26 protein-coding genes and 1 other annotated feature are annotated in these 22,034 nt (G+C 46.8%); all 26 genes read left to right on the top strand.

The genetic code is table 11. The annotated features are described in order from the left end of the window. Positions 1-1,021, top strand: a 1,021-nt coding sequence (locus tag MBEAL2_RS25830) for an ISL3 family transposase (protein WP_047155101.1), incomplete at its 5' end; no start/stop codon positions are given. A 176-nt stretch (positions 1,022-1,197) separates the two neighbouring features. After that, complete coding sequence (locus MBEAL2_RS25835; protein ID WP_047155102.1) at positions 1,198-2,499, top strand: O-antigen ligase family protein; 1,302 nt, start codon at positions 1,198-1,200, stop codon at positions 2,497-2,499. Positions 2,500-2,516: 17 nt separating this feature from the next. Beyond that, positions 2,517-3,278: a prepilin peptidase gene (locus MBEAL2_RS25840; protein ID WP_047155103.1), complete on the top strand. Its 762-nt coding sequence runs from the start codon at positions 2,517-2,519 to the stop codon at positions 3,276-3,278. Positions 3,279-3,358: 80 nt separating this feature from the next. Next, entirely contained in the window at positions 3,359-4,441 is a 1,083-nt protein-coding gene (gene pilM / locus MBEAL2_RS25845) for a type IV pilus biogenesis protein PilM (protein ID WP_047155104.1), read from the top strand. A 5-nt stretch (positions 4,442-4,446) separates the two neighbouring features. Then, entirely contained in the window at positions 4,447-5,100 is a 654-nt protein-coding gene (locus MBEAL2_RS25850) for a PilN domain-containing protein (RefSeq protein ID WP_047155105.1), read from the top strand. A gap of 55 nt (positions 5,101-5,155) precedes the next feature. Next, on the top strand, positions 5,156-5,947 hold the full coding sequence (locus MBEAL2_RS25855) for a type 4a pilus biogenesis protein PilO (RefSeq protein WP_047155106.1): 792 nt from the start codon (positions 5,156-5,158) through the stop codon (positions 5,945-5,947). A 144-nt stretch (positions 5,948-6,091) separates the two neighbouring features. Beyond that, the gene (locus MBEAL2_RS25860) at positions 6,092-7,240 is read left to right on the top strand and encodes a hypothetical protein (RefSeq protein ID WP_047155107.1); all 1,149 of its coding nucleotides are present in this window, start codon (positions 6,092-6,094) and stop codon (positions 7,238-7,240) included. Between the two features lie 187 nt (positions 7,241-7,427). Further along, positions 7,428-8,033 carry a Maf family protein gene (locus MBEAL2_RS25865; RefSeq protein ID WP_047155108.1) on the top strand — a complete coding sequence of 202 codons (606 nt, stop codon included), beginning with the start codon at positions 7,428-7,430 and terminating at the stop codon, positions 8,031-8,033. 83 nt (positions 8,034-8,116) lie between these two features. Further along, positions 8,117-8,830, top strand: coding sequence for a RadC family protein (gene radC, locus MBEAL2_RS25870; protein ID WP_082130194.1), 714 nt, complete (start codon positions 8,117-8,119; stop codon positions 8,828-8,830). 106 nt (positions 8,831-8,936) lie between these two features. Next, complete coding sequence (locus MBEAL2_RS25875; protein WP_047155109.1) at positions 8,937-9,977, top strand: rod shape-determining protein; 1,041 nt, start codon at positions 8,937-8,939, stop codon at positions 9,975-9,977. Between the two features lie 14 nt (positions 9,978-9,991). After that, positions 9,992-10,885, top strand: a complete 894-nt coding sequence (gene mreC, locus MBEAL2_RS25880) for a rod shape-determining protein MreC (RefSeq protein WP_047155110.1) — start codon at positions 9,992-9,994, stop codon at positions 10,883-10,885. Between the two features lie 24 nt (positions 10,886-10,909). Continuing rightward, positions 10,910-11,428, top strand: coding sequence for a rod shape-determining protein MreD (gene mreD, locus MBEAL2_RS25885; RefSeq protein ID WP_052948024.1), 519 nt, complete (start codon positions 10,910-10,912; stop codon positions 11,426-11,428). A gap of 62 nt (positions 11,429-11,490) precedes the next feature. Beyond that, positions 11,491-12,168 (top strand): septum site-determining protein MinC, encoded by a 678-nt coding sequence (minC, locus tag MBEAL2_RS25890; protein WP_047155124.1) that lies wholly within the window; start codon positions 11,491-11,493, stop codon positions 12,166-12,168. Positions 12,169-12,180: 12 nt separating this feature from the next. After that, positions 12,181-12,978 (top strand): septum site-determining protein MinD, encoded by a 798-nt coding sequence (gene minD / locus MBEAL2_RS25895; protein WP_047155111.1) that lies wholly within the window; start codon positions 12,181-12,183, stop codon positions 12,976-12,978. 34 nt (positions 12,979-13,012) lie between these two features. Then, positions 13,013-14,149: a rod shape-determining protein RodA gene (gene rodA, locus MBEAL2_RS25900; protein WP_047155112.1), complete on the top strand. Its 1,137-nt coding sequence runs from the start codon at positions 13,013-13,015 to the stop codon at positions 14,147-14,149. Between the two features lie 80 nt (positions 14,150-14,229). Next, positions 14,230-15,063: a peptidoglycan DD-metalloendopeptidase family protein gene (locus MBEAL2_RS29790; RefSeq protein WP_052948025.1), complete on the top strand. Its 834-nt coding sequence runs from the start codon at positions 14,230-14,232 to the stop codon at positions 15,061-15,063. Then, positions 15,056-15,907: a M50 family metallopeptidase gene (locus tag MBEAL2_RS25910; protein WP_236693023.1), complete on the top strand. Its 852-nt coding sequence runs from the start codon at positions 15,056-15,058 to the stop codon at positions 15,905-15,907. Before MBEAL2_RS29790 ends, MBEAL2_RS25910 begins: the two co-directional genes overlap by 8 nt. 38 nt (positions 15,908-15,945) lie before the next feature. Next, positions 15,946-17,439: an Rne/Rng family ribonuclease gene (locus MBEAL2_RS25915; protein WP_052948027.1), complete on the top strand. Its 1,494-nt coding sequence runs from the start codon at positions 15,946-15,948 to the stop codon at positions 17,437-17,439. 64 nt (positions 17,440-17,503) lie between these two features. Further along, positions 17,504-17,581: a sequence feature (ribosomal protein L21 leader region), on the top strand. Between the two features lie 14 nt (positions 17,582-17,595). Beyond that, complete coding sequence (rplU, locus tag MBEAL2_RS25920) at positions 17,596-17,907, top strand: 50S ribosomal protein L21 (protein WP_047155114.1); 312 nt, start codon at positions 17,596-17,598, stop codon at positions 17,905-17,907. Next, positions 17,907-18,245: a ribosomal-processing cysteine protease Prp gene (locus MBEAL2_RS25925; protein WP_047155115.1), complete on the top strand. Its 339-nt coding sequence runs from the start codon at positions 17,907-17,909 to the stop codon at positions 18,243-18,245. The genes rplU and MBEAL2_RS25925 overlap by 1 nt, the downstream gene beginning before the upstream one ends. A 13-nt stretch (positions 18,246-18,258) precedes the next feature. Continuing rightward, positions 18,259-18,549, top strand: coding sequence for a 50S ribosomal protein L27 (gene rpmA, locus MBEAL2_RS25930; protein ID WP_047155116.1), 291 nt, complete (start codon positions 18,259-18,261; stop codon positions 18,547-18,549). Between the two features lie 168 nt (positions 18,550-18,717). Beyond that, a complete protein-coding gene (locus MBEAL2_RS25935; protein WP_047155117.1) occupies positions 18,718-19,272 on the top strand; it encodes a Spo0B domain-containing protein in 555 nt (184 codons plus the stop codon). A gap of 28 nt (positions 19,273-19,300) precedes the next feature. Continuing rightward, entirely contained in the window at positions 19,301-20,581 is a 1,281-nt protein-coding gene (gene obgE / locus MBEAL2_RS25940) for a GTPase ObgE (RefSeq protein WP_047155118.1), read from the top strand. A 216-nt stretch (positions 20,582-20,797) separates the two neighbouring features. Beyond that, positions 20,798-21,166 (top strand): hypothetical protein, encoded by a 369-nt coding sequence (locus MBEAL2_RS25945; protein ID WP_047155119.1) that lies wholly within the window; start codon positions 20,798-20,800, stop codon positions 21,164-21,166. Further along, positions 21,163-21,390 (top strand): hypothetical protein, encoded by a 228-nt coding sequence (locus MBEAL2_RS25950; protein ID WP_047155120.1) that lies wholly within the window; start codon positions 21,163-21,165, stop codon positions 21,388-21,390. Before MBEAL2_RS25945 ends, MBEAL2_RS25950 begins: the two co-directional genes overlap by 4 nt. A 7-nt stretch (positions 21,391-21,397) precedes the next feature. Beyond that, positions 21,398-22,024, top strand: a complete 627-nt coding sequence (locus MBEAL2_RS25955; RefSeq protein ID WP_047155121.1) for a DEAD/DEAH box helicase — start codon at positions 21,398-21,400, stop codon at positions 22,022-22,024. Positions 22,025-22,034: the final 10 nt, after the last annotated feature.

Raw genomic sequence — 22,034 nt, forward strand, 5'->3', positions numbered from 1 at the left:
CATCCCAGCCATTCGTATGTCTCGTACAGATTGTATGGCTGTTTTCATGTGGGAATATGAATGCGTTCTCCCTCGAGAACGATATACAAGGGTGTTTGAAGATAGTTTCCCCACCTATGTAATTGGGTCTACCATCGACAAGGCTGCCGCTATTTTAGACGTTCCATACAGCACCGTTGAACGGGTTTATAAACAGTGGATGAAGAAGGAATGTCCGTCTCTTCAAGCCTCTTGCATTCAAGAAGCCACAGAAAGAGAAGGGCTCGTGCTTGGAATCGATGATTTTGCGATTCGAAAAGGAAGCACGTATAACACGGGATTACATGATTTACGCGGTGAAAGTTTACTTGATATCCTTTCGGGCCGAACCATTGAAGAACTTCGTATCGCTTATCAAAATCATCCTGCCTTATTTGATCTGAAGCCTGTCGCTGTGGTGATGGACTTAGCAGAGTGTTACCACACGTTTATCAAGGAAACGTATCCACATGCGTTGCGGATCGCGGATCGATTTCATGTAAACCGCTATGTTACGGAGGCCCTTCAAAATGTGCGAAAAGAAATTCAACACCAGTTGCCCTCACGGGCAGCCAGAAAGATAAAAAAGAACTTTCGCCTTCTTGCCAAACGTAGAGATAGCCTGATCCCAAAAGAAAGTGATCTTTTGGAGGAGCTGTTAAAGTATTCAGCGCTATTACAATCCGTATATGAATGGAAAGAGGCCTTTATTGATTGGTATGATCGTTCTTCTACTTTCGCTCATGCAGTAAAAGGTTTTGAGCGTTGGCTTAATCAAGGCCGTTTCATCCAACATAAAGCGGTCCAATCCTGTCTAAAAACGATGGTCAACTGGCAACAGGAAATCCTTAATTATCACCGTCTTCGTTTTACCAATGCGACCGTGGAAGGTCGCAATAACAAAATTAAAGCCCTTCAGCGCCGCCACTACTTCACACGAAATCCTTTATATTATAAACAACGGATTCTTCTTGAGTGTAATCAAGAACGTCTAGCTTATTAAATCATATCAAGATCATTTCGTGGTGTAGAGCCGTATTTCTAATATATTAAACGGCTCCTTTTTCAGTGAGAGAAGGGAGTCTTGTTATTTTTTACAATTAGTCTACTTAATAAACAGAGAATTAGGTATGTAGCTCAGATTAAATTTTAAACGAGAGCTTATGGAAGGATATACTTATGTACTCTATAATTGCATTTTTTGTGACGGCATTCCCTTTGTTAATTTATCCATGGGGAGAGAATCTATATTATACATTACCTAAAACTAACTATTTGATTTTTTTTACTATTCTTCTTTGGAGTGTTATTTTAATCTTAATAAGTAAAAAAAAGATTACCATAAAAAAAGCAACGCTAGCAGAGCGAATGGTTTTTTTATATACAATAATTATTTGTACTTCTACAGCGCTATCAGTTGATACTAATTTATCGCTGCAAGGCGGAGAAAAAAGGCTAGAAGGATTCCCCGTTTTAGTCTGCTATGCTTCTCTATTTTTCTTTTCCTTTCGATATATTAGTACTAATAAACTTGACCTTGTTATTCGTCTCATCACTTACTGTTCCGCTCTGGTAGCATTATACGGAATCCTTCAGCATTTCCAACTTGATTTCTTGCCTCGTAACTCAAAGAAACTGGATTGGACAAGAAGCTATGCTTTTTTTGACAATCCAAACTTCTTTGGTTCATATCTTGTGCTTATGATACTTCCGGCAACGGCTCTTTACCTGAGTAGCAAAAAGAAAATCTATCAGATTTTGCACCTTGGAATTATCTCTATTCTTTTTATTGCTCTCATTTATTCGATTACCCGCAGTGCATGGCTTGGAACGTTTTGTGGCTTTATTTTTCTATCTTTTTTTGTAATATGGAAAAGAAGATATTTATGGAAAAGGTGGCTTCTGCTACTTGTGATATTGGCTTCACTGTTTATTCTGATTAATAAATTCGAGAATAATAGTTATCTAACCAGAGCAAACACAATTATTAGCGACGCGGACAGTGTTCTATCTGGTGAAAACACCGGGGACGCCGGCTCCAGTCGATGGTACATATGGAAGAAAAGTCTTCCGTTAGTAAAAGAATACTTCTGGTTTGGATCCGGTCCAGATACGTTCGCCGTTGTATTTCCTAATAACCCGGAAGAAAAACAAAAGTATTTCAATAATCCTGATATTAAAGTAGATAAAGCGCACAACGAGTATTTACAAATTGCAGTTACTCTTGGTGTTCCAGCGCTGATTGTTTATCTCATATTTATTAGCCATATCCTTATTTCAGGATTAAAGGCTGCACGTCGTCAATCCGGGGATCTGCAAATCTACACGTATGGGTTACTGGCTGCCATTGTTGGATATCTTATTCAAGCTTTTTTCAATATTAGTGTAGTACCGGTGGCTCCTTTTTTCTGGATTTTTCTCGGTATGCTATACCGTATTGCTAACCCGTTATTGGCTGAAGAGAACGGTGTAGAAAAATAAGGTGGTTGGAGGATGTCATGTCTCAGTCTATTTATTTCTTCTTGTTCTTTGTATACGGCCTTATTTTTGGCTCTTTCTTTAACGTTGTGGGACTCCGGCTGCCAAAAAAGCAATCGATTATATCCCCGCCATCACACTGTCCAAAGTGCAATACAAGACTAAGTGCCAGGGATCTTATTCCCGTTTTTTCTTACTTCATAAATGGGAAAAAATGCCGCATTTGTAAAGAGTCAATTTCGCCCATTTACTGGGTTATTGAATTAGCTACAGGAATTCTTTTCGCAGCCGTTTTTTATTTCTATGGCTTCACAATGGAAACATTGATGGTTCTTCTATTTGTTTCGCTTCTTGTCATTATTACCGTATCGGATTTAGCCTATCGTATTATTCCAGATAAAGTTGTCTTTCCATTTCTCGCTTTATTCCTTATATTGCGCTTCTTTATCCACCCGCATGAGTCTTACGTCTCCCACCTCATCGGCATGGTACTTGGCTTTACAGTTTTCCTTCTCGTCGCTATCGTTTCACGCGGCGGGATGGGTGGCGGGGACATTAAATTGTTTGCTGTTGTAGGACTTTTCCTTGGATACCCGTTACTGTTATTGACAATTCTTCTATCTACCTTGTTTGGGGCATTATATGGTATTCTATTGATAGTATTTGTCGAAGCGGGTCGAAAAACGGAAGTTCCATTCGGTCCATTTATTGCTATCGGAAGTCTTTGTGCTGTATTTTGGGGAGAATCTATTATTCAGTGGTACTGGAATTTTTTCTACTAGTAAAATTTCGTTTTATTCATCCCTTTTATTAAGGATTATAGTAGCAATATATTTTTGTTTTTAATAAGCGAGGAACCGTCATGGTAAAAATTAAGTTGCCCAGGTTGAAAATACCGCACATACAGTTAGCTCCACAAAAAAAGGGCGGCTATATAGGAGTAACCCTCGAAGATGAAGGACTACGATATGCTGAGGCGAGAGTTACATCTTCTCGTGTACACGTTAAGCAGGCGGGGTTCATTGAGATAGACAGGGGGTTAATTGAGAACGGCAAAATTGTGGATCCGGATAAAACTTTACTGCAGCTCGCACTCGGAATGAAGGACACAAGACTAAAACGAAAAAAAGCAGTATTAGCTGTGCCCACATCAGCTGTCGTTGTTCGCAAAGTATCCCTGCCGAACGTATCGTTAAAAGATGTCCGCTCGTTATTGGAAGTTGAACTTGACTCTACGATTCACCTTCCATTTCCCCGGCCCTACTTTGATTTTTACAAGCTAGATGGGGTGGAAGCCAGCGAAACAGAAAATTCAACTGAGAGCAATCATGATGAGGAAGAGCCACTTGATCAATACCTTGTTGTGGCGGCACCTGGAGACATGATTGATCAATATATCGATTTGTTTAAAGAACTAGGCATTCACCTGGCAGCGATTGATATCGAACCGCTTGCCCTTCACCGTCTTCTTCCCCCCGATTCTATACGCGAGGGCATAGACGACTGCATGTATATGCAGCTTGATCTTCATACTGTAAATGTTTCTTTTTTTAAGAAAGACATCCCTGAATTTATTCGTAACATCCCGCTCGATTTGAAGAATTATCAAATAAAGGTGGAAGGGATGAGTATGCAGGCTCATGATTTGCTTCAGCAACTCGAGGAACGGGGGCTGTTTCAATCGTTTGCCAGTGATTTGGTACGAGAAATTGAAAGAATGATTACTTTCTATCAGTTTAGTATGAAAAATGATGGAACTCATATCAAGAAAATATATGTAACGGGCGATTTTGCTGAGCAGGATAGAATTATTTCTATGATGAAAGAAAGAATAAGCAATATTGATATTATTCCTTTTCCAATCGAACATATCAAGCATCCTTTTTCTGATGATAAAGAGATACAGGCTTATACTGTCCCAATAGGGCTGTCTATGAAAGGTTGAGTACCGTGGTTAATATTAACCTCCTTCCCCAGAAAAAAAGATGGGTTAGCCCTGGCTTATATCCTTATATTATTCTTAGTGTTATCTGGCTGGCAGGCGCTATTTATCTTGGTTTGTTGCATTATTCTGCAAAGCAGGAAATTGCCCATCTTAATAATGAACTTAACCAGCAGGAAAAGGTTCTTACTACCGCGCAACAGAAGGTAAATCAGGGAACTCCCGCTGTCACAGTGCAGGGCTATCTTGAGCTTTCTGAGAAGTTACAACATCTTTTCTATCCAACAACAATGATGATGGATGAACTTGCCTACAATTTGCCGGAGAAAGGAAAGTTAACACAGCTTACATATAATTTAGATGGGAAAATCAATCTTCAAGGGCGGTTCGAGAAGTATGATGATGTTGCAGCCTATCTTCATAATCTGCAATCTTCCTCTCGTATCATAAAGGCATCTGTGAAAAGCATAACGGCTGCTCCGGTAACATGGTCCGGGCCGGTGGATACCGAGGGCAAGCCTTTATCTCCTTCCCTTCAGATTGTAGGGGGTAATCTTCTCCCCCGGTATGACGCCGTGTTCGAAGTGCTGGCTATGAACGTAGATGTTAAGAGTCTGGAAAGCCAGAAAAGCAAATCCGCAACGGCTCCCAAAGCAAACTGAGGACAAAAAAGGCATCGGTAATCATAGGAACAGCAGGTAGAGAAGGTGTGAGTGTATGACAGAAAAAGAACGAAAATATATCTTGTTGATGATTGCGATGCTTTTTGTTGGGCTTGCGGCTTATTATTATGTGTATTTTATTCCTATTCAGAATGAAGCACAGCAATTGAGGGCACAGGTAGAGCTGGCTAATTCTCAAACACAGTCCGCACTGAAGCGGGTGGAAGTAAAGGAAACGACCCCGCCGCAGGAACAATTAACAAAGATTGCTGAGCTGCTTCCTGTTCAACCCTATACTGATCATTTAATTATTGATCTTGGCAAATTACAGACACTAGGAGGAGTTGAAATTCAAAATGTGACTTTCAACTCTGAAAATGAAGTAAATATAAAAGAACTGGCCGGAAAATTTATCCCGCCGGAAGTCAAAGACGGAAAAGTGACCCTTCCAAAAGAAAACAAGCCGATAAATATACAAGGCATCCAGAATTCCCTGCCACAGACAACGATAAAAAGCATAGAGATGACTCTTTCTGTTAAGGGAGAATATAAAAATATTTATAAATTTGTTTCAGAAATACAAGATTTATCACGCTATCTGCGTGTGGATAGCCTTTCGTTTAGTTCACCTGAAAAAGATGAATTCCAAACTCCCAAAGAAAAGGCAACAATTGTATCTATGAAGCTCACTACCTACTATGCTCCTCAGTATGCCGTTCTATTAGATAAGCTTCCATCTGTAATTACGGAGAAACCTTCTGGAAAGTGGGATCCCACACAGTATCCCGTCATCAAAAAAGAAGACATGGACAAACAAAACCAGAACACCCCAAAACAAAACCCATAACAAACCACGACAAAGCGTGCCAGGCAAAGCCTCCGGCACGCTTTTTTATGGAATCTATTTTTTTTTTGCTTTTATTCATATATTCCATGCTAGTCTCATATACTCTAGTAATTATGACTACAAGTAGAAAGGGAGACGCCTGCGATGAACAAAAATCCCAACTATACGATTCGTTTCAAACCGTCACAGGATCGGCCGCCAGAGCAACCCGTCCGCCAGGAGAAGCAAAAGCTCCCGAAAGTTACGTTAAATACGGCACCCGTTTCGCTTCTGCCCCCTCAACCCGAGGAGGAAATCCCTCTTCTGGAGGAACCCGCCTTTGAAGCGGTAAGCGCGCGCCGTGCCATTGGCAGGTGGGGGACGAAGCGAAAGCGGTGGACAGGCTCCCCGCCCCGGTTGCCTAAAAATATGATTCATGCTTCCATTGTTGTCGGCGGCGCGATTGCTGTTGGCCTGTTGTTCGGGTATGTGGCTCTTCGCATCTTCTCAACGAACGATGCCGAGCACCTGCCAGGCAGCGGAAAGCCAAACATGGCTTCGGCTGTTCAGGAGAACAAACAATCCTCCATTTCCGGCAACAAAACCGAGGTAACGAAGCCGCAGGCAGGTACACTTCCACAGCAAGCGACTCCTTCCCCTGCGAGAACGAAGCAGGTTACGGTTTCTTTTCCGGCCCTCCCGCTGCATATGGTCCAGGGTGGTGTATTTACAACGAAAGCGGGTGCCGAGGAAATCAAAGGCACAATCGAGCAGAAAGGCTGGCCGGTTTACCTTTCCGAGGAAGACGGCAAATACGTATTGTTTCTGGGCAGCGCCGTGTCGCGTGACGATGCGCTGGCGATTAGTGTGGTATATAAGGAAGGGAAGCAGGATGTGTATATAAAAGAAAAATCCCTCCCCGGCGGGACTTTTACACTCAACGGTCCGGACACAATGGATGAAGCTGCCGCGGCGGAAGCGGCGAAGTATGGGCAGACGGAAACGGACCTTTACGGAGAACTATCGATGCTCAGCGCAACCGGCCTGAAAGCGGGGAAGCTTGAAGCGGGGCAGCAGGCACAGATGGAAAAGCTGCACCGCAGCCTGCTGCAGCAGATGCGCAGCCTTGGCCTCTTGCTTACCGACGGGCAGAAACGCCTGCTGCAAAAAGAAGTGAATGAGCTGACCACAGCCGTTACAGCTCTCCAGCAGTTCGCAAAGCAGCCGGAGCAGGCTTATCTCTGGCAGGCAGAAGAAAGCATGCTGCGCTTCGGGTTTACGCACCGGGAATTACAGCAATTACTCAGCCGCTAAATAAACGGGTGTCCTTTTCAAACACAGGGCACCCGTTTATTTTGCATGATTAGACAAATTCTTATCTTTTCTTTGTTGTACTGCTACAGCGTCTTTGCTACACTTAAAATAATGTGAGTCTATATGGAAGAAGAAGCGTATACTATCACTGATTAGTAGTTAATCGAACATAAGCAGGTGAAGAAGCTTGTTATCAGGCAGAAGTCCGTCTATTATTCTGGCATCAGGTTCTCCAAGGCGTAAGGAACTGCTGGAAGGCTTAGGGCTCACGTTTTCCGTTCAGCCGAGCGAAGCAAGCGAAACCGTGGAGGAGAATGTGACGCCCGCAGAATTTGTCGAAATTCTGGCCCGCAGAAAGGCGCTGGAAGTGGCGGCCCGCACTGCGGAAAGCGGACAGCAGGGCACGCTCATTGTCGGATCGGATACGGTTGTTGTTCTGAATGGTGAAATACTGGGTAAACCTGTAGATGAAGCACATGCTTTTCGCATGCTGTCCGAATTGCAGGGGAAATCCCATACTGTTTATACCGGTCTTAGCGTGGTGGAAACCGGAACCGGCCGAGAGAGAACGGGGCATCGGGCAACACAGGTGACGATGCGCCCGCTTTCGGCCGAGCAGATTAAACGCTATATTGCAACAGGAGAACCGATGGATAAAGCCGGTGCCTATGCCATTCAGGGCTATGGCGCGATTTTTATTTCCAACATGGACGGTGATTATTTCTCCGTTGTCGGCTTACCGATTCAATTGGTCAGTGACTTTTTGGAAGAATTTGGTGTACAATTACTGTAGGTGCACGATGAGTGTGCACCTATGGGGTGCTTCACGGGCATGGCAGCAGGAACCTCATAGCGAGAAAGAATGGGGGAGTCTATATGCAAGAGAAGGACATGCTGCCTGCGGGATACTACCCGCTCATCCGTGATGTGCCGGTTTCAGACAGGCCAAGAGAAAGAATGATCCATTCGGGGGCGGAGTCGCTGTCCAATGCCGAACTGCTCGCGATCCTGCTTCGGACAGGATCAGCAGACGAATCCGTCATGACACTGGCCTGCCGGGTGCTCAACCAGGTAGGCGAACTGAGAGGACTGCGCTCTGTTTCAGTAGATGAACTAACGAGCCTTCGAGGCATCGGTCCCGCCAAGGCATTGCTCATCATGGCAGGGCTGGAACTCGGAAAGCGGATTGCGACGATGACACCGTCCGACAGGCCGACCGTTCGTTCGCCGCAGGACGTATCACAGCTCATGATGGAAGAATTGCGCTACCATACGCAGGAACACTTCGTTTGCCTCTATTTAAACACGAAAAACCAGGTGATTGGAAGAGAAACGATTTTTATCGGAAGCTTGAATTCATCGATTGTCCACCCCCGGGAAGTGTTTAAGGAAGCCATTCGCCGGAGCAGTGCTTCGCTTATTTGCCTGCACAACCACCCGAGCGGGGATCCTGCACCGAGCAGGGAGGATATTGATGTCACGCATAGACTCCAGGAGGCGGGAAGAATCCTGGGGATTGATCTGCTTGATCATGTCATTATTGGAGACGGGCGATTTTACAGCATAAAGGAAAAGGGGCACTTCAAGTAAGGCAGAGTCCATTATTTCCCTTATTGTAAAAGCCCGTTCATTGAGTATAATTGTATAGTTGTGAACGACTACATATGCGCGATACATGAAGGGAGATAATATACGGATGTTTGGTAGCTTTAATAGAGATATGGGGATTGACCTTGGTACAGCCAATACGTTAGTTTATGCGAAGTCAAAGGGCATCGTTGTGCGGGAGCCGTCCGTTGTGGCGATTCGTACAGATACGGGGAGCATTGAAGCCGTGGGGAACTCGGCGAAGAGCATGATTGGACGGACGCCGGGGAATATTGTGGCCGTTCGCCCGATGAAGGACGGTGTCATTGCCGACTTCGAAACGACTGCAACAATGCTCCGTTATTTTATTGATCAGGCACAGAAGAGCCGCGGGCTTTTCTCACGCAAACCGAACGTTATGGTATGTGTTCCTTCGGGAATTACGGCGGTTGAGAAGCGAGCGGTCGAAGACGCGACGAAGCTTGCGGGCGCCCGTGAAGCCTTCACGATTGAGGAGCCGTTTGCTGCGGCGATTGGTGCCGATTTACCGGTGTGGGAGCCGACGGGCAGCATGGTTGTTGATATCGGCGGAGGAACGACAGAAGTCGCGATTATTTCGCTCGGCGGTATCGTAACGAGCAAATCAATCCGCGTAGCCGGGGACGAAATGGATGAAGCGATTGTTCAATATGTTAAAAAGAAATACAGCTTAATGATCGGGGAAAGAACGTCCGAAACGTTAAAAATGGAAATCGGGTCTGCCATTCCGCCGGAACAGCGGGAAACCATGGACATCCGCGGGCGTGATTTGATTACCGGACTGCCGAAAACGATTGAAATTACGGCACAGGAAATTGCCGATGCGCTAAGTGAAACAGTATCCAGCATTGTGGAAGCCGTAAAGATTACGCTGGAGAAAAGCCCGCCGGAGCTTGCCGCCGATATTATGGACCGGGGCATTGTGTTAACTGGAGGAGGGGCCCTGCTTCGCAATCTGGACAGGCTGCTCGCCGAAGAGACAGGCATGCCGGTGCTTGTGGCGGAAAACGCGCTCGATTGTGTAGCGATCGGAACCGGCCGTGCACTGGAAAATCTTCATCTCTTTAAATCTAAATCAGGGATTACAATGCGTTCAGGACGCAATCGATAAGCGGGTGTTAAGGTGTGACCAATTTCTTTGGCAACAAACGGTTAATTGCTTTGCTGATCAGTCTCATCGTACTGATCGCGGTTATGGGTGCTACGGTTAAGCAGCGCCCTTTTCCGTCCTGGCCGGAACGCTTCGTCCATGACAGCGTATCCTTCGTTCAGGGAGTGTTTTACAAGCCTACAGCAGCGGTTGCCGGTTTCTTTGATAACGTAAAGCACATTTATCGTGTATACGAAGAGAACAAGGCACTGAAGGCCAACCTTGACCAGTATGCGCAGGTTACGGCAGAACTGGAACAGCTGCGGCGGGACAATAAAGATATGCGCCAAATGCTCGACATTAAACAAAATAAATTGCGGAGCCAAAAAGTACGGGTGGCCGATGTTATCGCCCGCAGTCCGGATCGCTGGAACAACATGGTGACCATCAGCAAAGGGAAGAATGACGGGATCCAGCCCGATATGGCTGTCATTTCGTCGGCAGGAGCGCTCATCGGGCGCGTGCAGAGTGTTTCTACCTTCTCCTCTCAGGTGGAGCTGCTGATGGATATTGAGCAGGCGAACCATATCTCCGCTGTTATCCAGGGACCGGAAGCGATTTATGGAATCATCGAGAGCTACGATTTGAAAAATAACGAACTTATTATGCGGAAAATCCCTAAAGGTTTGAAAATTATGCCGGGTCAGTATGTATCAACATCCGGTATGGGCGGTGTCATGCCGCAGGGCCTTGTGATTGGACAGGTGAAGTCGACCGGGGACGGGGATTATGGGTTGACGCAAACGGCCCGTATTACGCCGCTTGCTAACTTCTATCAGCTTGATAGGGTCTTTGTCGTAGAGCGGACATTCCCTGTGTACCCCACGCAGGAAAAACAGCCGGCAGGCAAGCCGAGTAATGGCGGCTAATAACGGCTTGGAGGTAGGCGGCAGGTGAAGGTAGGTCTCTTTTCCATTGTTATGTTTCTATTGTTTTTGCTGGAAGGCACTGTCGTGCAGGCGCTTGTCCCGGAGGCCTGGGGACTCCCCTGGACGGTCGTTCCCCGCTTCGTTCTTATTGGCATTGTGTTTGCGGGGCTGTATGCCGGAAGAAGGAAAGCCCTTTATTTCGGCCTTTTTTTCGGTTTGTTATATGATATTGTGTATACCGATATTATCGGCGTTTACGCGTTCTCTATGGGGATAACCGGCTACCTGGCGGCGCTGTCCTCTCAATATTTTCATCAAAACTGGCTTCTTGTATTCATTAATGTGATTCTCGTTATTTTTTGCAATGAATGGCTGACATATGGCCTCTACCATCTCTTTCATATCGCTGCAGTGGATGTAGGAAACCTCATGGTATACCAGATACTTCCGACGGTCCTTTTTAACGCGTTGTTTGCGCTGTTCATTTTTCGCCCGATGAGCAAGCTGCTGGAGGGGGCCGACGGTGAGAAGAAGATTGCCTGATGTACGGCAGGAAACACTCACTCCATGGCGAATACAAACAATGTGGGGTGAAATCTTTGGCTATGACAAAATCAAAACATAATGTAACGATTAAAGGGACCAAAGATGGCCTCGTTTTCTATTTAGATGCTACATGCTCGCTTGATGATTTGCTGGCTGAACTGAAGGAGAAGGTGGAGAACAGCCATCAGCAAATCCTGACAGGCCCGGTCATTAGCGTAACCGTACATGCGGGGATGCGGTATTTATCGCCGGAGCAGGAAACACAGGTCATCGATATTTTAAGGCAAAGAGGAAATCTTGTTATTAAATCGGTACAATCGGATGTCATTACAAAAGAGCAGGCGCTGCAGGATAAACTTGCTTCGCGGGTTCATATTCATACGAAAACAGTCCGTTCCGGACAAATTATCCGGCACGAGGGGGATTTGCTGCTGCTTGGTGATGTAAATCCCGGCGGCCTTCTTCTATGTACCGGAAATGTTTTTGTGCTCGGTTCGCTTAGGGGCATGGCTCATGCGGGCTGTGAGGGCAATCGGGAGTGCATTATTGCGGCGCGCCGAATGATCCCTACCCAGCTTCGCATCGCGGGCGTCACCAGCCTTCCTTCCAATGAATGGGGCGACGTGGAGACCAGCATGGAATTTGCTTTCCTGCTGGATGGACGAATGGCCATTGAAAGCATCAGCCGTCTCCATAAAGTCCGTCCGGCGCTGGGCCAATTGTCTTTGATGAAATAAGGGGGATTCTTCATGGGAGAAGCCATTGTTGTGACTTCGGGTAAAGGCGGCGTCGGCAAGACAACGACAACTGCAAACATCGGGACGGCGCTCGCGCAGCTCGGAAAGAGAGTATGCATGATTGATACAGATATCGGGCTGCGAAATCTTGATCTCGTTATGGGGCTTGAAAACCGCATTATTTTTGATTTGGTAGATGTTGTAGAAGGAAATTGCAAGCTGCATCAGGCTATGATAAAAGATAAGCGCTTTGATGATTTGCTGTACCTGCTCCCTGCGGCGCAGACGAAAGATAAATCCGCCGTCAATCCGGAGCAGATGGAGAAGCTCGTAAATGAGTTGAAGCGCGACTTTGATATGATTCTCATTGATTGTCCGGCTGGAATTGAGCAGGGGTTTAAGAACGCTGTAGCAGGGGCCGATAAGGCGATTGTTGTAACAACCCCTGAAATCTCTTCGATCCGTGACGCTGACCGTGTCATCGGGCTGCTGGAGCGTGAGAATTTAGAAGCAACGTACCTTGTAGTCAACCGTATTCGTGCCCATATGACAAAGACGGGGGATATGATTGACGTTGATGATGTGGTCTCTATGCTTTCCGTTGATCCGATCGGATATGTTCCTGACGATGAAGAAGTAATTAAACATTTGAATTTAAAAGAGCCTGTAGCAATGAACCATGAGGCGAAGGCGGGAATTGCTTACCGTAATATTGCACGGCGGATGCTGGGTGATTCTGTTCCTTTTCTTAACCTGGATGAACCGGATGGATTTCTGAAGAAAGTAAAACGTTTATTTGGTATAAGATAAGGTGCCGGGCAGCACAGGCATCGGAGGATAGACAATGGATTTTGATAAGAAATATTTACGTGATTTGGATTGGCTGTTAATTTTGTTGCTCCTCTGTCTTGGCATTTTCAGCTTTATCGGTATTTCAGGTGCGACAATAACGGCCAATTATGAGTGGAAGCAGGTCGTCTGGTATGCGGTTGGTTTTATTGTGTTATCCGGTGTCCTGCTATTTGATTATAATTCCCTCGGGAATTACGCCTATATTTTATACGGCATCGGCATGGTGCTCATTGTTGGCGTTTTGTTCACGCCGTTAAAGAGCGGAGCCCACAGCTGGTACCAGCTCGGCGTCATTGACTTCCAGCCTTCGGAGCTTATGAAGATTTTTGTTATTGTAACGGTCGCCAAGTATATAGCGAAGAAGGATGAGAAAGAGGAATCCATTGCCACAGTTAAAAACCTGCTCCCCATCTTTCTGCTAGTCGGCGTGCCGCTTTTGCTTATCCTAAAACAGCCTGACCTTGGGACCGGCCTTGTTTTTATCGGGATTCTGGTCAGTATGCTCATTGTGGCGGGTCTTCCCATGCGCTATTTTGTCGTGCTGGGCATTATCACTGCGATTTTCTTCGGATCGATGACGTACATTTTCAAGTTCCACAATGATTTCTTTTTCAAGCATATTATGAAGGACTATCAATGGATGCGGATTGAGTCCTGGTTTGACCCGTACAATCCGAAATACAAGAAGGAAGGATACCAGCTTCGGCAATCGATGACGGCTATCGGTTCCGGCCAGCTGCTCGGCAAGGGCATTAATCAGGGAACGCAGGCGAAGAACGGCTGGGTTCCGGTCGGTGAGAGTGACTTCGTGTTCACCGTTATCGGTGAAGAGCTGGGCTTTATCGGTTCGAGTATTCTGATTTTCCTTTATTTCTTCTTTATTTACAGGATGATACGGATCGCGATGGAGGCCAAGGATACGTTTGGGATGTACATCATAGCCGGTGTCATCGGTATGTACGTATTTCAGGTATTCGAAAACATCGGGATGACGATCCAGCTTATGCCAATAACAGGGATTCCCCTTCCGTTTATCAGCTATGGGGGGAGTTCACTTGTGACGAACTTCTTCGTAATGGGGATGGTGCTTAATATTGGAATGCGGAAAAGAAAGCTGATGTTTGAATAGACAAGGTTAGTAACATACAGCGCGCGCCTCTCTCATACACTTGTACTACAGTGAAGAGGAGAGAAGGAGCGTGACGGAAAATGACATTCTACGATACGGACGGGGTAAAACGCCGCAGGGAAGAACGGGTACGTCGGCTCAGGGAGCAGATGGAAGATACCTATTCTTCCTATTTTTTTGAGGAAGAGGAGGATCAGCTGCCCTACCACATGGACCGGGGCCGGAATGAATGGCAGGATGAGCGGCTCTCCTACCCTGTGCGGCGAAAACAGAGCCAGGTAAGACCCTCAACCCCGATGAAAAGCGGAGAGAAGTGGATAATCCGCATCATCGTTTCGTTTTTTCTGCTCAGCCTGGCCTATGTCGTACAAACCGTATCCTTCCCGGGAGCGGAAAAATACCGGGGCCTTATGGCGGAAGTATTCACAAGGCCCTACGATTTTCAGGGGATGGCGGCGTGGTATGAGAAGAAGTTCGGCGCGATTCCAACGTTAATGCCGCCAATCGGACAGGCGGGCAATGAAGTGAAGCCGGTTCTGCAGTCTGCGACTTCGTCTCTTCTGCTGAAAGCACCCGCCGCCGGACCGGTTGTAAAGACGTTTGCCGAACAGGGGAACGGGCTTTATTTTACACCGGCCGAACCTGCGATAAAGGCAGTTGATCATGGCTGGGTCACCTTCGCAGGAGAGAAGGAAGGTATTGGGAAAACGGTCATTATCCAGCATGCGAAAGGGATGGAAACGTGGTACGGTGGGCTGGGAATCATTGATGTGAAGCAGAACGATTGGGTAGAAGCGCAAAGCCCCATTGGCAAGCCAGGCACGGAACAGAGCAAAAATAAGCCAGTGTTTTTTGCAGTGAAGAAAAACGAACAGTTTGTCAATCCACAGGATGTGGTCGGTTTTGGTGGATAGGCGATTTCATGTGCACCCGCTGTTCTGGCTGATGATGCTCTTTTCATTGCTCGCCGGCCAATTTCTGCAGGTCATTACTCTCTTTATCATCGTGATGATCCATGAGGCGGGGCATGTCGCGGCCGCAGTATACTATGGCTGGCGCGTCAAGAGAATTGAACTCCTCCCATTCGGCGGGGTCGCTGAAGTCGACGAGTGGGGCAATACATCCCCCGTGGAAGAAGTTGTTACCGCGCTTGCCGGCCCGCTCATGAACGGATTGCTAATTCTGGCTGGAAAGCTGCTGGAAACGTGGGGAATATGGTCGTCTGAATGGACGGCTTTTTTTGTATACAGCAATGTGCTCATCGGCGGTTTTAACCTGCTCCCGATCTGGCCGCTGGATGGCGGGCGGGTGATGCAGACGGCATACAGCCTGCTTCTGCCGTACAGAACGGCGATTACAGCGTCCATTTACACGAGTGGAGTAGGAGCACTGCTGCTTGTCGCGTGGAGTGTTGCTCAACCTGCCGTACACTTCAATGGGCTTGCTGTTGCGTGCTATCTTTTTTTTAGCAATATTATGGCGTACAGGCAAAGCCATTATCAGTTCATGCGTTTCCTTCTCTTCCGCTACGGGCAGGTAGATGAATTGGACGGAAAGCTGCCCCACAGGAGCGTGCGTATCTCCCCGTCTCTATCCCTGCTGGAGTTGACAAAGAAAATTAAACGAAATTACTACCACACGTTTCTCGTGGAAGCGGCGTCCAGTTCGCCTCCGGAGACGTTGTCTGAAAAGCACCTTCTTTATTCCTATTTTGATAAGAAAAGGCCCCATTGTACAGTTGAGCAGCTTTTAAGGTAGAATGAGAGAAAGCAGCCAGATAGCGGGGAGGTAACGCCTTGAAGAAAATCGTCATTAACAGCACCAATCGTGAGAAACGCGTAGCGGTCCTGGAGCAGGGCCGGCTCGTTGAATTATATATCGAACGGCCTGACGAGCAACGGATCGTCGGCAATATTTATAAAGGAAAAGTGGAGAATATTTTACCGGGGATGCAGGCGGCCTTCATTGACATCGGCACCGGCAAAAATGCGTTTCTATATGTCGATGACTGCCGGCCGCCGGCAAACGAAGACAGCCAGGGCGGGAAAAAGCAGCCCTCCATTAATGAGGTGCTGACCAAGGGACAGGAAGTGGTTGTCCAAATCACAAAGGAACCCATCGGCACCAAAGGCGCACGGGCCACGATGCAAATTTCACTTCCCGGCCGGTACCTTGTTTTTATGCCGCACGTTCGCTACATCGGTGTTTCACGCAAAATTCAGCAGGAAAAAGAGCGTGAGCGTTTAAAGTCCCTGGCGCTTGATATCCTTGAGCCGGAAGAAGGCGTGATTATCCGCACGCTTGCGGAAAGAGCCGGCAAAGAAGAATTCGAATCCGATATCCGCTTTTTGCGGGCGCGCTGGCAGAATGCCTGGGGCGAAGGAAAAGAGAAGAAGTCTCCGTCTTTGATATACCGTGAGTTGGACCTTGTTTCCCGCGTCGTGCGTGACATGCTGAGTGAAGAGGTAGAAGAGTGCATTATCGACAGCCGGCCGCACTATACGGAAGTGCTCTCGCTGCTGTCTCATTTCCGCTCCGGTTTAAAGGAGAAGGTAAGCCTTTATCCGGGAAAAGAAGGGATTTTCTCGCATTACAGCATTGAGGCCGACATTGAACGGGCGCTGAAGCGCAAAGTCTGGCTGAAGAGCGGCGGCTACCTTGTGATTGACCAGACCGAGGCGATGACGGTCTTCGATGTAAATACGGGGAAATATACAGGAAGCTATGATCTTGAAGAGACCGTCGTGAAGACCAACCTGGAAGCGTGCCGGGAAATCGCACGCCAACTCCGGCTGCGCGACTTAGGCGGCATCATTATTATCGATTTTATCGACATGGCTAAGGAAGAGCACAGGCAGAGTGTACGAGCCTGCATGGAGAACGAACTGCGGAAAGACCGGACGAAAACGCATCTGCTTGACTTTACACAGCTCGGACTCCTGGAGATGACCCGCAAAAAGGAGCGGCAAAACCTTGCCGATGTTCTCATGAAGCCGTGCCCTGCCTGTGACGGGCGCGGACGCATCCTGTCGGAAGAATCGGTGCTCGCCGCGATAGAACGGGAGCTTTATGAATACAAGCGTGGAGGGCATGCGGAGGCTGTATTGCTTGAAGTTCATCCCCACATCGAAGAATGGCTGCGGGAAGATAAGGAAGCAAGGCTGCGTGCCCTTGTGCAGGAAGCAGAGCTCCCTGTGTATATCCGGGCGAATGGCGGATTGAACGAGCAGCGCTATCATATCGCTTTTACGGGAACGGAAGAAGAAGTCCGCCAGCGTATCCAGGGTTGATGCTTGCATTTCTGGGTTATATGTGATAATCTATTGTTTGTTGCTCAGTGTGCTTGACGCCTCAAGCATACTACAACCGCTCGGCCCAGGTTACAAGTCAGCTTAACGGCTGCACCGTTCGTCGGCGAGTCTTAGTATATAAAGGAGGTGCGATGAATGTACGCAATTATTGAAACAGGTGGAAAGCAATACAAAGTAGAACAGGGAACTGAACTTTACATCGAGAAGCTCGAAGGAGCAGAAGGTGAAACAGTGACGTTTGACCGTGTATTGCTTGTGTCAGGTGATAACGGCTTGAAGATGGGAGCTCCTTTACTTGAAGGTGCAACAGTTACTGCGAAAGTAGAGCGTCACGGTAAGAACAAGAAGATTATCGTGTACAAATACAAAGCAAAGAAGAACTACCGTCGTAAGCAAGGCCACCGCCAACCTTACACTAAAGTTGTCGTTGAAGCGATCAACGCGTAATGATTACGGTGCGTATAGGGCGGCACGCTGACGATTCTGTTGCAGAACTTCGAATCAGCGGACATGCTTACTCCGGGGAACCGGGGCATGACCTCGTATGCGCGGCTGTATCGGGCATATCGTTCGGTATGTTGAACGCGATTGAAATGGTGTTAAAAGTAGAGCTTCCGGTACAGATGGGAAAGGGCGGCTTTCTCCACTGCAAGGTTCCTCAAGAATACACAGAAGGCTTGCAAGAGAAAGTTCAACTCATGCTTGAGGGCATGGTTGCTTCTCTCCGTTCGGTAGCTATGGAACATGATAAATATGTCAAAGTAATTGACAATAAAACGTATTGAGGAGGTGGATTTCATGTTAAAAATGAACCTTCAGTTCTTCGCCTCTAAAAAAGGGGTAGGTAGTACAAAGAACGGTCGTGACTCTATCGCGAAGCGCCTTGGTGCGAAGCGTGCAGACGGTCAATTCGTAAAAGCGGGTAACATTTTGTACCGCCAGCGCGGAACAAAGATTTATCCAGGTGAAAACGTAGGCCGTGGTGGAGATGACACATTGTTTGCACTGGCTGACGGCATTGTACGCTTCAAGCGTCTTGGCCGTGACCGCAAGCAAGTTGTAATTGAAACTGTAGCTAGCGAAGCGTAAATCACTTCTATAGGAAGGCTGCTGACGTAAGTCGGCGGCCTTTTTTTATGTATGCAGAAAGGCAGGCCGGCATGAGGGTTAAAGTCTTTTTTTTGCGGAACACTAAGGGGAAAAGGAAGCCTATGGTACAATAGAGAGAAATGTTACGGATAAGGGAGAAGGAATCGTGTGAGAGAGTTAATCGAGGTAGTAAATTATCAGCGGCATGATTGGATGAATCACATTCAGGTGCTTCTTGGGTATTTAAAGCTTGAGAAGTACGGCATGTGTGAGGAGTACATACAGCGTATGATTCAGGAGGCCAACAGAGATTCACTTGTGGCCAGGCTCGAACTGTCTTCGGTTGTGGCCTATTTGCTGACGTTTAATGCGCTTCATAGAGAGGTAAGGCTTGAGGTTGAAATACCACAGCCATTCTCCCTTGCCAGGATGGAGAGTGCCGAATTTCTGGGGGATTTTATCCTTTCTGTGGTAAAGCTTTATGAACGGCACGCTTTATATAATGATGGAGAGCCGAACACGCTTCTTCTGACGCTTCACTATGCTGAGGATAAGCTGCGCGTTCTCGCTGATTTTGCCGGTTGTTTGGACGCGGACCGCGCAATGGATGAAGTGGCTGCCATTAGACAAGAGGCGGAGCAAAGAGGCGGAAGCTTTGTCATGGACCTTCACACCGCAAGTGAATCTGTCCTTGAATGCACGCTTCCTGCTTCGTTAAAATAATCGGGTATTGTGAAAAGGTGGAATCATAATGTTTGTAGATAGCGTACGAGTGTATGTGAAAGGCGGCGATGGCGGGAATGGGATGGTTGCTTTTCGCCGTGAAAAGTATGTAGCGACAGGCGGGCCTGCCGGCGGTGATGGCGGCCAGGGCGGCGATGTCGTATTTGTCGTAGACGAAGGATTGCGCACACTTGTGGATTTCAGGTACCAGCGCCATTTCAAGGCGCCGCGCGGAGAAAACGGGCGTACGAAAAGCCAGCATGGAGCCGGTGCGGAAGATATGGTCGTTCGCGTTCCACCGGGAACAACCGTCATTGATGATGATACGCAGCAAGTGATTGCTGACCTGGTTGTTCATGGCCAGCGGGCCGTTATTGCGAAGGGCGGCCGTGGCGGCCGGGGGAATAACCGGTTTGCAACGGCTGTCAATCCAGCGCCGGAAATCGCCGAGAACGGGGAACCAGGCCAGGAACGGTATATACGGCTCGAATTGAAGGTGCTTGCCGACGTTGGGCTTGTTGGCTTCCCGAGCGTCGGAAAATCAACCTTGCTCTCCGTCGTATCGGCAGCCCGTCCGAAAATTGCGGAGTATCATTTTACAACGATTACGCCGAATCTCGGTGTAGTTGATGTTGGTGAAGAACGCAGTTTTGTCATGGCGGATTTACCGGGGCTAATTGAAGGCGCCCATGAAGGGGCCGGGCTTGGCCACCAGTTCCTGCGCCATGTCGAACGTACGAGAGTTATCGTTCATGTGGTTGATATGGCCGGTTCAGAGGGCCGCGATCCGTATGAGGATTATGTTCAGATTAACGAAGAACTGAAGCTGTATAACAAAAGGCTGGAAGACAGGCCGCAGCTTATCGCCGCCAATAAAATGGACATTCCGGAAGCGGAAGAGAACCTGAAGGAATTCCGCGAAAAGGTTGGCGATGTTCCTGTGTTCCCAATTTCTGCGGTGACGAAGCAGGGGATAAGAGAACTCATGTATGCGGTGGCAGATAAGCTGGATGAGATTCCATTCTTGCCAACCGTAGAAGATACAGAGGAAATCGAAACGACGGTATTGTACAAGGCGGAACGGGAAGCGGACGAGTTTACGGTACGCCGCGAGAATGACACGTTTATTGTCGAAGGCGAGAAGCTGGAGAAGCTTGTGCGGATGACGAATCTGAACAGCCACGATTCGATTCAGCGGTTCTCCCGCTTGATGCGGAACATGGGAGTCGATGAGGCGCTCCGCAAAAAAGGCGCGGAGAACGGGGACCTTGTAAAAATCGGAAAGCTGGAGTTTGAGTTTGTTGATTGAGAAGGAAGACCGGATAGCTGTGAGCTGTCCGGCTTTTTTTTGTTTGCAATGAAAATCTCATTTTTCAATTCATACAGATCTGTATCCAATTCGGAGTTTTATGGGAATAAATTATATAAGACGAATTGTTACAGCACTTAAAAATAAATATTCATTAAAGTTGGCTATATTTTTGAATATAATTACATGAAGCCTGTTTTATGAAGGGGTGAAAAAATGAAGGTTCAAGTACAGCAAATATTTGAATACTTACTCGCAGTCAAGAATATGACAACTCCGCCTATCCGGGATTATCGGGAGTATGACTTCTACTGGAAAATAGATGAACTTGCGGTTGAAGAAGGTTGTTATTTGTTTGGGAAAGGGGAAGATGAAGAAGCATGGTTAGAAATCCACAAGCAAACACTGGATTTACCTCCTAAACCAGACATTTCTATTAAAGCATGGTTGAAGACAGATTATACAAAAGAAAACATTGAACCAGAAGTGTATGAAGAAAAAGAATATCCACCAAAAAGGAATCAGACAGATCCTTTTGAAAAAAAGATAATTGGTTCAACGTTTATAATGAAACGAAAAGCTTGATTGAATTACAAGAAAAGTATCGTGAATTTTACATATTATTAAGTTCCCTAAGAAAAACCACACCCATTTGGGCAGATTTGATTGAAAAAAGCCTCGGGAATGAAATTGCTTATCCTCATGAATGGGAAGCGGCGTGGAAATGGAACCAGTTAAATACTTGGGTATGTGAGTTGGAGCGATATCATCCTGAAAGAATAGAAGTGCAAATTCAAGAAAGAGGCTAGACAGGAAATGGACGAAGCAAGGTCCGCAATTCCTGTTTGGATTATGCCTATCGACCGAGTGATTGAGAATTTATCTGTTACCAAGGAAAAGTTCGATGTAGTTATAGTGGATGAAAGTAGCCAGTCTGATTTGTTTTCTTTAGCGGTCCTCTTAAGAGCCAAAAAGGCAGTTATTGTTGGAGATGATGAGCAAATAAGTCCTCCGGCTGTTGGTGTAAACCAAGAAGAGGTTCGTACGTTGATTGAGCGATACTTACAAGGAGTTCCCCAAGCAAACAGTCTTGATATGCAAGCTTCTTTATATGATGTTGGGATAAGACTTTTCTCTGGCGGAATCATGCTAAAAGAGCACTTCCGGTGTGTACCTGAGATTATCCAGTTCTCTAATGATTTAAGTTACAATGGGGAAATAATTCCCCTTCGCCTACCGACTGAAGACGACAGAATTGGAGAGCCGATTATTGCTAAGCGGGTACCGGGATGCCGTAGTGATGGCACAAAAGTTATAAATGAAGTTGAAGCAGAAGAAATTGTTAAAGACATCAAAATATTAATTCAAGACTCACGATACAAGAACCTCACTATGGGTGTTATTTCACTTCAAGGTAAAGACCAGGCTAATTTTATTGAATAAGTTTGTGGCA

The organism is Aneurinibacillus tyrosinisolvens, assembly GCF_001015055.1.
Lineage (GTDB): Bacteria > Bacillota > Bacilli > Aneurinibacillales > Aneurinibacillaceae > Aneurinibacillus_A > Aneurinibacillus_A tyrosinisolvens.

Bases quoted from the DNA above. Each gene is read 5' to 3' on its own strand.
- rpmA (WP_047155116.1), top strand. From the start codon at position 18,259: ATGTTAAAAATGAACCTTCAGTTCTTCGCCTCTAAAAAAGGGGTAGGT.
- MBEAL2_RS25875 (WP_047155109.1), top strand. From the start codon at position 8,937: ATGTTTGGTAGCTTTAATAGAGATATGGGGATTGACCTTGGTACAGCC.
- MBEAL2_RS25860 (WP_047155107.1), top strand. From the start codon at position 6,092: ATGAACAAAAATCCCAACTATACGATTCGTTTCAAACCGTCACAGGAT.
- obgE (WP_047155118.1), top strand. From the start codon at position 19,301: ATGTTTGTAGATAGCGTACGAGTGTATGTGAAAGGCGGCGATGGCGGG.
- rodA (WP_047155112.1), top strand. From the start codon at position 13,013: ATGGATTTTGATAAGAAATATTTACGTGATTTGGATTGGCTGTTAATT.
- MBEAL2_RS29790 (WP_052948025.1), top strand. From the start codon at position 14,230: ATGACATTCTACGATACGGACGGGGTAAAACGCCGCAGGGAAGAACGG.
- minD (WP_047155111.1), top strand. From the start codon at position 12,181: ATGGGAGAAGCCATTGTTGTGACTTCGGGTAAAGGCGGCGTCGGCAAG.
- MBEAL2_RS25955 (WP_047155121.1), top strand. From the start codon at position 21,398: ATGGACGAAGCAAGGTCCGCAATTCCTGTTTGGATTATGCCTATCGAC.
- minC (WP_047155124.1), top strand. From the start codon at position 11,491: ATGACAAAATCAAAACATAATGTAACGATTAAAGGGACCAAAGATGGC.
- radC (WP_082130194.1), top strand. From the start codon at position 8,117: ATGCAAGAGAAGGACATGCTGCCTGCGGGATACTACCCGCTCATCCGT.
- pilM (WP_047155104.1), top strand. From the start codon at position 3,359: ATGGTAAAAATTAAGTTGCCCAGGTTGAAAATACCGCACATACAGTTA.
- MBEAL2_RS25855 (WP_047155106.1), top strand. From the start codon at position 5,156: ATGACAGAAAAAGAACGAAAATATATCTTGTTGATGATTGCGATGCTT.
- MBEAL2_RS25925 (WP_047155115.1), top strand. From the start codon at position 17,907: ATGATTACGGTGCGTATAGGGCGGCACGCTGACGATTCTGTTGCAGAA.
- MBEAL2_RS25840 (WP_047155103.1), top strand. From the start codon at position 2,517: ATGTCTCAGTCTATTTATTTCTTCTTGTTCTTTGTATACGGCCTTATT.
- MBEAL2_RS25835 (WP_047155102.1), top strand. From the start codon at position 1,198: ATGTACTCTATAATTGCATTTTTTGTGACGGCATTCCCTTTGTTAATT.
- MBEAL2_RS25945 (WP_047155119.1), top strand. From the start codon at position 20,798: ATGAAGGTTCAAGTACAGCAAATATTTGAATACTTACTCGCAGTCAAG.
- rplU (WP_047155114.1), top strand. From the start codon at position 17,596: ATGTACGCAATTATTGAAACAGGTGGAAAGCAATACAAAGTAGAACAG.